The following is a 12,295-nucleotide window of genomic DNA, read 5'->3' as shown; positions in this document are numbered from 1 at the left end:
CCACTAACTGTTAATGGTCGGCCAAGTTGAAACAAGAAAAACTATCACAGTGGCGATCGCTAAAATTCCTTGAATTATATTTCCCACAACTGTGCCGACCACTATACCTATTCCAGCTTTTACAGATAATTTAGCCCTCTGAATAAACTCTAAATCTTGACGATATAAAAATTCTCCAACAACTGCTCCGAAAAAAGGTCCAATCAACATCCCTAATAAAGGTCCGCCAAATGGTAAAGCTGGTAATAGACCAAAAAAACCTAGTGCCAGACCAACGAAACAACCTATTTGTCCCCATTTGCTAGCACCTGACTGTTTTGCTCCCCAATAAGTAGCTAGAAAATCTATCAAAGTACTCAAAACCAGAACGGCGATCGCCATTCCTAATGCCCAACCCACTCCAGTAAAATTTTGAATAAAGCTCCAAACTAAAATCGCTGCTAAAATCAAACTAGAACCTGGCAAACCTGGAATTACAGCACCAGCAACACCGACCAACATAACTATTATAAGAAGCCAATAAATAATTACCATTAACATATTAATTAAAATCAAATTAATTAAAATCAAAAAAATTAACCTGTATTATTGATTCTAGTTAATTTCTCTCAATAAAGTATCTGTCAATTTCTCTGCTATTCCTGAAATCCAATTTTCATCTTGTTTCGTATAACTGCGAGGGGAATTTGCACCTAAGATAATTACACCATTCTTACCAATAGGTTGACAAATGACACCTTGAGTATTTTCTGGTAAATAATTAAATTCAATACGACCCGGATAAACTTTTAAATCTACTAAATAAATAGGTTTTTGTTTATTCAAAACTTGCTTGAAAATAGCTCCCGGTTCTACTTGTGAGTGAGATGGTAAAATTCCTCTTTTTAATAAGACTTTGTTTTGATACCAAATAATAATAGTTTTAGTAACTGTATTAGTTAATAATAAACTAGAAGCCCAGGCAAGTTCATTTTTTGCTATGTCAGATAATTCTGGCAATAGTTCAAATCCTGATTCACCAATTAATTCAACAGTATCAGGAGAACGTGGTTGTATCTGTTGCCAAAGTAAACCAGTTAAAATTAAAAAAGCGCTTAAAATTACTCCTACAACATCAGAACGAGCTTGGGAAGCTAAAAGATTAGGGGTGAAAAATCGATTAACCATGAGTAAAGTTCCACCTAATCCTCCTACTATTATAGGTAACATTCGTAGGACTTGATTTTGGTCTGATTTAGCCATATTTTAAAGAATAAATTATTAAAGAAAGAGGGTTTAAATATAGTGTTTATATTTAAGAAATATGAATATATAGTAATATAATATAATTTAAGTTGTGAGATATTGGCAAATTTTAGGAAACAGGGAACAGGGAAGAAGAAAAAAATCTATCATCTGAATATGATAACTGCTATACTTTATACTTTTAAGGAACAACTCAACTCTCACAACTTATTCCTGATTGCTATATAGTCTCTACATAAATTTTGAAAGCTATGATTTAACTCATTAAATTTATTGAAGAAGGAAAAAGTTGATTGAGGTAGTCTTTGACAAGCCACTTCGTGTCTGATAACTTCAAGCAATTGTAGACACAGCAGTTGAAGTGTGGAATCTTATACCCAAATATCACGCATTTTTGCTACATCTTCTTGAAAGCAGAGAGTAGAAAGTAGTTCAACAATTAATTATTAATTATTAATTATTAATTATTATCTCTCCTTGAAAAGAAGAGGATTGATATCAAATCCGCCTAATTGCACATATATCCAATAACCTTATAATCAGAATTGTAAGCTATTGATTGTGAGGTTATTTAACCGGATTTGATATGACACGGAGCATGATTTTTTTTCTTTTTTATCCTTTAAAGGAGAGGCTTTTAACCTTAATTATTCGGTAAATTACGAATAAGATATCTTGACTTTATACAAATAATTGCTAAAAAAATTAATGAACAATTATCATTACTTAATAACTGAAGTATTCAATAAAAATAGCATTATTTTTAGGAATTGGTATTAAACCAGTAAAGAAAAATATAAATTTAGATACCGATAAGGTAATTTTTAAAGTTACTGAATAACTAGCATTTTTTAGTAGTACTAAACAAGTAATGATTTTTATAGTCTACCTTCTTATAATTAAAGGAATGTAGCAACTAATATCCTTAAATCTTTAGGACTACCCATTTTTTAGCCTTTGATTTGACTGTAACTATATTTCAACCAACCTCACCAGGCTCAATAATACGTTGAAATAAATAACCAGTACCCCGCGCAGTTAAAATCAATTCTGGATTACTTGGATCTTCTTCTAACTTAGCCCTCAGTCGAGAAATATGAACATCAACTACCCGCGTATCTACATGACGCTCTGGAGTATAACCCCAAACTTCCTGCAAAATCTCAGACCGAGAAAAAGGTTCTCCAGAACGACTTACTAACAACTCCAACAAACTAAACTCCATACCAGTAAGTCTAATTCGTTCATCTCCTTTGTAAACTTGACGCTTATTCGTATCAATTCTAATAGTGCTGACCTGAATAACACCAGAACTAGGAATGCCAGAAGCACCATTTTTATCAACTCGACGTAATACAGAACGAATTCTTGCTTCTAATTCTTTTGGAGAAAAAGGCTTAACAACATAGTCATCAGCACCTAACTCTAAACCTGTAATTCGATCTGCAACATCTCCCAAAGCAGTTAGCATAATTATGGGAATATCAGATTCTTTTCGCAACTCCTGACATACACCATAACCATCTAATTTTGGCATCATCACATCTAATACTACCAGATCGGGTTCCGCATTGTGAAAAGTTACTAAAGCTTCCTCTCCATCAGCAGCGGTGACAACATCATAGCCAATCATCGACAGCCGAGTTTCTAAAATACGACGGATACTTGCCTCATCATCAACAACCAATATTTTTTCTTTATGATTTTCCACTTTTCCTAACACTCCTTCATTTAGATTTATAATTATATTAATTTTTTTAACTCTATCATCAAAATAACAACAGAAATTACCATTATGTATTACTCCTTAGCTTAGGATGAGTGAAACTTTAGGCTTTTTTATATTTGCGAGTGAATATTAAATTATTTTAAGAAATGCCAAAACAGAAAATAAAGTATGTTTGTGGAGAATGTGGATATGAGTCTACCCAATTTTTGGGCAAATGTCCTAGCTGTAATACTTGGAATTCTTTTACAGAAGAGATAGAAAAATCAACTACTGCTGCTCTACAAAGATTGGGACTGACTGATATTCGGGGCAGTCAAGCATCTGAATCAGATAAGTCTTCTGGTCAACCAAGGGCATCTTTTCTATTATCCCAGATTTCTGACCAAAGTTTGTCCAGAATGCCTTCTGGGTTTGAAGAGTTAGACAGAGTGCTTGGTGGTGGAATTGTTCCTGGTTCCTTGGTTTTGATTGGTGGAGAACCTGGTATTGGTAAATCTACCCTTTTGTTACAGGTGGCGAATCAGTTGTCTAGTAGATGTAGGGTTTTGTATGTATCAGCGGAAGAGTCTGGACAACAGGTTAAATTACGTTCGCAACGTTTAATTGTTAATCTCAATGAAGTAGAGGAAGAGGATAAGGATAATGTTTCAAATGTTGAGATGGATGAAGATTTATCCTCAAATGAAAATCAAGAAAGTAATAACCATTCTGAAACTATAAAAGATTCCACTACAGATTCTCACGAAAATTTATTTTTATTGCCAGAAACAGATTTAGAAGTAATTTTGAGAGAGTTGGAATCTCTCAAACCATATCTTGCTGTGATTGACAGTATTCAGACAATTTATTTTGCTTCGCTGACCTCAGCTCCTGGTTCCGTTGCTCAGGTGAGGGAATGTACTTCCGCATTAATGCAAGTAGCAAAGCGGGAAAATATTACTTTATTAATAGTCGGTCATGTCACTAAAGATGGTGCTTTAGCAGGTCCCCGTGTTTTAGAACATTTGGTAGATACGGTTTTGTATTTTGAGGGCGATCGCTTTGCCTCCCACCGTCTATTGCGCTCTATGAAAAATCGTTTCGGCGCTACTCACGAAATTGGAGTGTTTGAAATGGTGGCAAATGGTTTAAAAGAGATATTGAATCCCTCAGAGTTATTTTTAGGAAGTAGGGATGAGTATTCTTCTGGAACTTCTACAGTTGTATCGATGGAAGGTACTCGCCCAATAGTTGTAGAGATTCAAGCTTTAGTAAGTCCAGCGAGTCATGGTGCGCCTCGACGTTCTACTACTGGAATTGATAGTGGTAGGTTGCAACAGATTTTGGCAGTGTTGGAAAAACGGGTAGGCATTCCTTTATCAAAGTTAGATACTTATGTGGCGACCGTGGGGGGTTTGAGTGTAGAAGAACCTGCCGCAGACCTGGGAGTTGCTATTGCAGTAGTGGCTAGTTTTCGCGACCGGGTAGTTGACCCCAGGATTATTTTGCTGGGAGAGGTTGGTTTAGGTGGCCAGGTGCGACCTGTATCTCAGTTGGAATTAAGGTTGAGAGAGGCTGCGAAGTTAGGTTTTAAGAGGGCAATTATTCCGAAAGGTCAGCAAACGCCGGATATGGGAATGCAAGTATTGCCCATTGCTAAGGTGATTGATGCGATTATTGCTGCTATTCCAGCGCAACCTCCGACCATGGGGAATTGAGGATTTTTTTTGTTAAACCTTTGTTCAATCAATAGACTTGTCGCTTTATAACTTAAAAAAATCCCAAAAACCTTGTTCTGTAAAGATTGTAGCTATTGGACGGCAAAAATGCTTGGAATTATTGCTTTGTCTAGCTTAGAGTGATTTTTTCCCTTTATTTAGCGATAACTCTAATCAAGAAAGCCTGTACATTAACTACAAATCTCAAAAAATCAGTATTTAGAGCTTGCAGATTCACTCTCAAAGCATTGATCTCATGTGCCCCCTCCGAGGGAGCTACGAATTGCGGATAATTACTGATAACAAAGTTTTTATTTGTAGTTTTGCTCTAGCCCTTGCAATACTTATATAATTGCTCAAGCCCAACTACGAGCCTAATTATAACTGTTCTACCGAACATGATATGACAGATAAAGGCGCTTGCCTTTATCGGTCGAGAAAAGTGTCAGCTTTTCGGTGACTCATGCTCAAAAAGTTAGCATTTTGGACAGACAGGGGCAGAAAAATCAAGGGAAACTATTCTTCCTATCCTCCTAATCTGGGGGAGACCCAAAAGCTACGGGAGAGTCCGACCTCTGGTTTGGTAATAGTGATATTGTCCATCTAAGTCATCTCTGTGAGCGTAGAATCATCAATGATGAGAATCCCGCATCATAATCTGTGATTTGATGCCGGGAGTATGTCAATCAAGGAAGGTCGGATTCAAGGCGCTCGGAAAATTAATGGTCGGACTTGGGGAATTCCTCTGTACAAAGGAAAACCAAGAGTCTCTGGGAGAAAACGTGGCCCCAAACCCAATTGGTATCCTCGTCGCCACTGCGGCAAAAATACAATTCATTTCAATCGACCTAATATAGAGAAAAATCGAAAACTCAAAAAGGTCGATCCTCAAGCCAAATGTGAATATGTACTTTCTGCTCAACGTGGCTCTGAGATTTTAAGCAAGGGTCACGAAGTGGAGATTAACGGTCCTTGTCGGATTGTTTATCGACCGGATAAGCCTCATAGTTGTGGAGCCACTGTGTGGATTGAGACTTTAGCAACAGTAACTGTATTTAATTTTGACGGTACAGTGGAGCGAGTTAATAATAGATGGGTTTGGGAAGAAGAGGAGATGTGGAAAATTAACAAGAAAAATATTGAGGAATTGATATAGCCATCCATTTGGCATACTCCCGAATTTGTCAAGCTAATTGACATTAGTACAAATTATCATATTATACCTTGACATTTTAGAATATATTGCAAATAAATTTTAATTATGAAGATTCTTAGTAGAAAATTTATTCTAACTACTTTAATGCGATCGCGTCTTTCTTCAAATCTAACCAGGTAGCAGCTACTCCTTACAGCTCTTTAACCAATCAGGATCGAAGAAAAATCGTTGAAGCTAGCTATCAATTCAGAGATGCACTACTTGAGGCTCGTGCTGCTCTTAACCTTTCTTAAATGTATGGTTGTAGGGAGGATTTAAATGAAAAAATGGGTTTAAAACCTCCCCCTATAAGGAGAACTATATCTACAATCTTTTTTTGAGATAATTATTTTATTAGACATTTCCAGAAAATAAACTTACCCTTTATTTACTATAAACTAGGGTTGTAAAAGTTACTCACAAAATAATTTTCCGTGTTTTTTTCCTCAAAAAATCTTCCTTTTTCCCTACTTTTACAAAAAGTCTATATATTTTTCGGAGGTGTCTATTCTGTAGAGATATGCGATGAAATATTAGCTTTGAGATATGGCATAAATTTATTTCCAAAAAAGGGATTAAGTAAATTAGCTACTTTACTTAATCTTATAATTCCAAGTTTTTAGAGCTAAATCAATATACCAACCTAAATGTATAGGAGTTTTTATTTTATATGACTCCCACCAAATTCTATCTTCATCAGTAATAGTTTTTGGTGTCACACCTTTTAAAACATACATTAGTAACTAGAATGTCGGATTATTTTGATATGAATTAACAATTTGATTTAATACTTTAGAACTAGATGTTTTAGCTACTCTTTTCCATTCATCTAATTTAACAGGGTCTTGGGTATAACGAAAAGTCACGTTAGCCAAATATAAATTGGTTCTGCTCCACTTAAGTCTATCATTTGTCCCATAAGCAGCTAATTCTGAATTACTGTGAGGTGTATTTTTATTATTAATAGTTCCTTTAGTTGATACTAACCACTCAACAACAGAATCATTAGATAAAGGATTACTAGCATCTTTTAAAACAAATCCAAATCTTTCTACTGGTCTGTCTGACTTTGTATCTACAGATATCGGTAACCACAGAGATAAACATACATTTTTTCCAGGAGTATTAGTTATTTCTGCCAACTTTTTATGATTTTTTCCCTCACCTGTTCCATACAATACTTTTCAATAGCTCGTGCTAACCATTTCTTTTATCTTTGGTTGAGCAATCAATTTATTTCGTAACCCTTGAAAATCTTTCTTGTATTTTTGGTCTAGTCTAAAATAAAATTCCCAAGCAAAAGTCGGTAAACTTTTACTATAAGATTCAGAGTTTAAAATTTTTCCTGGGAAGCCAAATATAGGATAAGGAATATCATAAGTTTTTCCTGAAAGATTAAATTGAGCAATATCTTTACCCTGCTCAATATCAATACTAAACTCCCACAGACAAAAATCATTCTCGAATTTAGAAGCTTTTTGATCTGTATAATTATCCTCGTGAAAAGTTGGAGCGATCGCTATTAATTTCACAGGTAATGAATAATCTATTTGTTCTGGAAAAGGCTTTTCTATCAGTAAAGCTTTCCTATACCGAGTAAGCTGAGAGATTAAATTCCTATCCTCTTCATTTTTTAACTCAATTATCACAGGTTGCTTAACTGATTTAATAGAGCATAGTAAATCACATCTTTGCGTATTAATAGTATGCTGACGCTTAATCAAAACTAAGCCTGGTAAAATTTGGTTAAAATTTTCCTCTATATAATTTTCTAAATCTTCTTCTGACTGAAATTTAATTTTGTCATTGATCAAGACTAAATTACGAGTAGACTTTGCTACCTTCTCATCCCGCTTTTTCTCAGCTTCAGTTAAATGCTTGGCTTTTAAATATGGCATAAACTTCTTTATAAGAATCAGAATGTGTAAATTATACTTGTCATGTTACTTACTGTTAAAGAAAAAGATCATAAGATAAGTAAAATGGGAGTTGTCAGGACTTACGCATGATTTTTTATTCAATGTAAAGAACAGGCAAAATATAGGGTACGCCACGCACACCCTACTTAACAAACTCAGTCACTAACTAAACAACTTTCCCAGAACTAATTTCTTGTTCTAAATTAAACAAAAGTTGTAAAGTCTGCATCGCATGACGCCTTGCTTCAATATCCTGTTGTGCCCGTAACTGCACCATTGGGTCATGCAAAATCTTATTCACAATACCCCTAGTCAAAGCCTCAATTACCTCTTGATGTTTTTCCGCAAATTCTGAACCTAAACGAGATAAAGCTTTTTCTAATTCCTGCTCCCGAATAGTCTCTATTTTTTGTCGTAAAGAATTAATAGTAGGAACCGTCTCTAAACTTCTCCACCAAACATCAAAAGCTTCTACCTCTTCCTCCAATAAAACCTCAGCCTCCATCGCCATCTGCCGACGACTTTCTTGATTTTGAGCAACAACAGCTTTCAAATCATCCACATTAAAACAACGAACATTTGCCAATTCACTCACATCAGTAGCAATATTACGAGGCACGGAAATATCCACCAACATTAAAGATTGATTAGGAGCTAAAATTCCTTCTAATTTAGCCTTATCTAAAATTGGTTCAGTTGCCCCAGTGCTAGTAAATACCAAATCAGAATTACTAATAACCTGACTCATTTCTGACATAGAATCAACATTTATATTTGCATCTTTAAAACTATTTGCTAAATCCTGAGCGCGTCCGATAGAACGATTAATAATTGATATATTGCTTGCACCTTTAGCTAATAAATGTTGCACCAATAATTTTGACATTTTACCAGCACCAACAATAGCCACTCGGTAATTAGATAAATCCTCTAATTTCATTTGAGCTAATTCCACCGCTGCAGAACTAATAGAAACAGCACCAGTACCAATACTTGTTTCTGTCCGAACCCTTTTTCCAGCAGTTACAGCTTGCTTAAATAAACGATTAAGAATACGCCCAATACCTTTATATTGTTGTCCGAGTTTATGAGTTTGTTTCACCTGAGCTAAAATTTGTCCTTCACCTAATACCAGACTATCTAATCCAGCAGCAACTCGCATTAAGTGCATAATAGAATCTTCATGGAGCAACATAAATAGGTGTGGACGAAGTAAATTTAAAGGTATTTTACTAGAGTCAGAAAGAAACTGAGTTACTTCTCGAATACCAGGCTGCATTTCATTAGTAACTACATAAATTTCTAAACGATTACAGGTACTAAGAATGCCAACTTCTTGAGTATAAGTTCCACCACATAATTGAGTAATGGCATTTTCTATTTGTGTTTCTGGAATACTTAATTTTTCTCGAACTTCAACCGGTGCTGTTTTGTGGCTAAGTCCTACAACTGCGATATTCATGTAATTTTTCTTTTGTTAATTTGTTGTGATTTTTAATTAAATTAAAAAATGAGGTCTAATACCATTTATTCATAAAGTTGCACTTAATATTCAGTGTAATAAGGTCTGAAAAACAATTATTAAGCGCATTTTTACAGATAAATGGCCTAAAAAATTTATATTGTTTCAGAAGATCATTAGAATTGTGAAAAAACTGAGGGAGGTTTAATATATGGTTAGTTCTTTTCCGCCTAAATATTTAATTTAAAACCTACCCCCAAAACTTTAATAATTCCCTGGTTATCCTGATTGATATGAGCCATGAATTTTGACTGTTTAGCAGTAATTTTTCAAAGGTCATTTTTCAACAGAGATATTTTGTAATGCCCCATTTACCTAATACTATTTATCTAAGCATTCAGCCATCAGACATTAGCCATAAACTGTACGATAAAATACATCAACTAGCTTGATTAATTAAAAAGCTGAATGTTAACTACTAATAGCTGAATGCTTATCAATTTCTATCTCAGTTCCAGTGTTTTTGATTCTCCAAACATATGCACAGTATCTACGAACCGAGCAGTTTTTGACTGAGAAGAAATAACTAAACTTTGGGTACGAGCACCATTATGGAAGAAACGTACTCCTTCCATCAGAGTGCCAGGAGTAATACCACAAGCTGCAAATAACACTGTTTCTCCAGAAGCTAACTCTTCAGCGTTGTAAACTTTGTCTGGATCTTCAACACCCATATCCTTGAGTCGCTTCATGTTATCTTCTTTGCTTTCTCCAATCAAACCAGTTTTGACAATAGCTGGGTCATAAATCAGTTGTCCTTGGAAATGGCCTCCTAAAGCACGCATAGCTGCTGCAGAAATTACTCCCTCTGGCGCTGCACCAATACCCATTAAAGCATGGATATTTGTTCCAGAAAATGCACAGGAAATTGCTGCAGAAACGTCACCATCACTAATTAGACGAACTCTGGCACCTGCTTGACGAATTTCATTAATTAGGTCTTTATGACGGGGGCGATCCATGACTACAACGACCAATTCGTCAACAGCACGTTCCATGCAGTCTGAAATAATCTTGAGGTTTTCAGTAGCAGATTTGTTTATATCTACATGATTTTTAGCTACTGCTGGTGCTGCTAATTTTTTCATATAAACATCTGGTGCTGCTAATAGACCACCTTTTTCAGAAATAGCTAATACTGCCATAGAACCATTTTGACCATAGGCAACTAGGTTTGTTCCTTCGCAAGGGTCAACTGCTATGTCAATCTCGACTAGCTGTTCTATGTCACAGACCTCACTGGCATTAGGTTGAGTACAAATTCCTACTTGTTCCCCAATGTAGAGCATGGGCGCTTCATCTCGCTCCCCTTCTCCAATCACGATGCGGCCCCGCATATGAATTTGGTTCATGCGTTTCCGCATAGCTTCTACAGCTACTTGGTCTGCAGTATTTTTCTCACCTTTTCCCATCCAACGAGCAGAGGCGATCGCTGCTTGCTCTACTACTTCGATAATTTCTAAACCAATTACGTTATCCACGAATTTTTATCCTCCCAACTGCTGAGGAAAACTTTTTTATTTAGCTCTCCCAGTGTTAAAGTCTATCAGAGCCAGGGTTCAGGTTAGGACTTTGTGCGGAATCTAGGATGTAAAGTTTTATTGCAGATAGTAAACAGTCATTAGTCAAAGAAACAAAGACATAAGTTAAAAATAAGGATTGATATAGGGAAAGCGATGGTTTGGGAAATTTACTAGCTTCAGTTATCTTAAATATTTAGTTTGACCTACTCAAATTCTGATAAAATAAATAGCCACAACATTTGTGAGAAAATGTCAGCAAATTATGGAACGGAAAAAACGTGAGTAGTAACGTTATTGTCATTAATGATTCTCAGTTTGAAACTGAAATCCTCAAGTCAGAAAAGCTTGTATTAGCTTATTTTTGGGCTACTTGGTGTGGCCCATGTAGGCTAATGTCCCCTTTAATGGAAAAAGTGGCCACTGAATATAGCGATCGCCTCAAAGTAGTGAAAATGGAAGTCGATCCTAAGTCTAAAATTGTGAAGCAATATCAGGTGGAAGGAGTCCCTGCCTTTAGACTATTTCGGAATCAAGAATTATTACTCTCCGATGAAGGAGCTATGACAAAACAACAGTTAATAGATAAGTTAGAACCTTATTTAAATTGAATTAGGTCTTTGTTATCTTTAGGAGTTCACAGATTAAACAATTATTTGAAGGAGTGTTTTATGAAAATCAAAACCTTGGTCAGTTCAATTATTAGTATTATATCTGTCCTTGGTTTTGCTATGCCTAATGCTTCAGATGCTGATTCTCGGCAAATCTAAGTCTCCTTTGAAAACATCCCTCCCAATGGAGAAATTGCCTGAAGTTATACCTGGCAAGCTTTCCATCATGGTACTTATGATACCGATGATTTGGGAAATACTACTTCTGCTTTAATTTAGCAAATTGCTGAAGATGAGATTGTTGTACCAGGAAGCTATCAGTGTAAGAAGCTATCAGTGTAAATAGTATAGCAGTCAATTAGTCATAGCAGATAGATTTTATCCTAGTTCTAAATTATATTCATAATGTGGGCATCAACAGAAAATGCCATTGCACCTGAGAACTTAATAAATGTTAAATATTATAAGCTCACGGGGTGACAAACACTTCAAAAACATTGTTAGATAGGGGTTTAAAGGCTATAGGTGAGTGTTAAAATTTGAGAGAATTTGTGATGATAATCATCATTATTGGTGAGGGCGATGGGTTCGCGATCGCGAACCCACACCATCACAGTAAGTTGATTTATTTTTCAATTAAATTGTGCTCAGAACATTTATGTAAGCCAATTAAAATTTTTTTTTAATAATCAGATGAATGGGATGAATGGTAAGAGGTTTCGGGTAAATAATTAAATATTATTTAACATTGACAGAGCTTTTCATCCCCTTTGATAATTCAACTTTTTCATCCGATTAAAATTGATCATATCTGTGACAAGTTCAACTAAATATTCCCCAGCTATGACCCACAATTC

General features: G+C 35.4%; 11 protein-coding genes. 3 read left to right on the top strand and 8 right to left on the bottom strand.

Features of this window, described 5'->3' with window-relative positions:
* Window positions 1-3: 3 nt before the first annotated feature.
* The 3 genes from F6K27_RS22575 to rpaB all read right to left on the bottom strand — a co-directional run bounded on the left by F6K27_RS22575 (window position 4) and on the right by rpaB (window position 2,956).
* Window positions 4-534 carry a DUF456 domain-containing protein gene (locus tag F6K27_RS22575; RefSeq protein ID WP_287240943.1) on the bottom strand — a complete coding sequence of 177 codons (531 nt, stop codon included), beginning with the start codon at window positions 532-534 and terminating at the stop codon, window positions 4-6.
* Between the two features lie 60 nt (window positions 535-594).
* The gene (locus F6K27_RS22570) at window positions 595-1,242 is read right to left on the bottom strand and encodes a cofactor assembly of complex C subunit B (RefSeq protein ID WP_287278370.1); all 648 of its coding nucleotides are present in this window, start codon (window positions 1,240-1,242) and stop codon (window positions 595-597) included.
* A gap of 982 nt (window positions 1,243-2,224) precedes the next feature.
* Window positions 2,225-2,956, bottom strand: coding sequence for a response regulator transcription factor RpaB (gene rpaB / locus F6K27_RS22565; RefSeq protein WP_124146530.1), 732 nt, complete (start codon window positions 2,954-2,956; stop codon window positions 2,225-2,227).
* A 164-nt stretch (window positions 2,957-3,120) separates the two neighbouring features.
* On the opposite strand from rpaB, the gene radA reads away from it, so the two are divergent.
* The gene (radA, locus tag F6K27_RS22560; protein WP_287278369.1) at window positions 3,121-4,671 is read left to right on the top strand and encodes a DNA repair protein RadA; all 1,551 of its coding nucleotides are present in this window, start codon (window positions 3,121-3,123) and stop codon (window positions 4,669-4,671) included.
* Window positions 4,672-5,350: 679 nt separating this feature from the next.
* A complete protein-coding gene (locus tag F6K27_RS22555) occupies window positions 5,351-5,827 on the top strand; it encodes a DNA-binding protein (protein ID WP_287278368.1) in 477 nt (158 codons plus the stop codon).
* Between the two features lie 632 nt (window positions 5,828-6,459).
* Here F6K27_RS22555 and F6K27_RS22550 read toward each other — a convergent pair.
* From F6K27_RS22550 to glpX, 5 genes are all read right to left on the bottom strand, one after another.
* On the bottom strand, window positions 6,460-6,603 hold the full coding sequence (locus F6K27_RS22550; RefSeq protein ID WP_287284575.1) for a hypothetical protein: 144 nt from the start codon (window positions 6,601-6,603) through the stop codon (window positions 6,460-6,462).
* Window positions 6,604-6,609: 6 nt separating this feature from the next.
* Window positions 6,610-7,044 carry a hypothetical protein gene (locus F6K27_RS22545; RefSeq protein WP_287278367.1) on the bottom strand — a complete coding sequence of 145 codons (435 nt, stop codon included), beginning with the start codon at window positions 7,042-7,044 and terminating at the stop codon, window positions 6,610-6,612.
* A gap of 6 nt (window positions 7,045-7,050) precedes the next feature.
* Window positions 7,051-7,764 carry an endonuclease NucS domain-containing protein gene (locus F6K27_RS22540; RefSeq protein ID WP_287278366.1) on the bottom strand — a complete coding sequence of 238 codons (714 nt, stop codon included), beginning with the start codon at window positions 7,762-7,764 and terminating at the stop codon, window positions 7,051-7,053.
* Between the two features lie 187 nt (window positions 7,765-7,951).
* Entirely contained in the window at window positions 7,952-9,247 is a 1,296-nt protein-coding gene (locus F6K27_RS22535) for a glutamyl-tRNA reductase (protein WP_124146533.1), read from the bottom strand.
* A gap of 503 nt (window positions 9,248-9,750) precedes the next feature.
* A complete protein-coding gene (gene glpX / locus F6K27_RS22530) occupies window positions 9,751-10,788 on the bottom strand; it encodes a class II fructose-bisphosphatase (protein ID WP_124146534.1) in 1,038 nt (345 codons plus the stop codon).
* 320 nt (window positions 10,789-11,108) lie between these two features.
* Between glpX and F6K27_RS22525 the strand changes: the two genes are divergently transcribed.
* Window positions 11,109-11,438: a co-chaperone YbbN gene (locus F6K27_RS22525; protein WP_124146535.1), complete on the top strand. Its 330-nt coding sequence runs from the start codon at window positions 11,109-11,111 to the stop codon at window positions 11,436-11,438.
* Window positions 11,439-12,295: the final 857 nt, after the last annotated feature.

Origin of the sequence: Okeania sp. SIO2F5, from assembly GCF_010692685.1 — a bacterium.
GTDB lineage: Bacteria > Cyanobacteriota > Cyanobacteriia > Cyanobacteriales > Microcoleaceae > Okeania > Okeania hirsuta.
The sequence above is the reverse complement of the archived record's forward strand: the minus strand, read 5'-3'. Positions and strand labels throughout refer to the sequence as shown.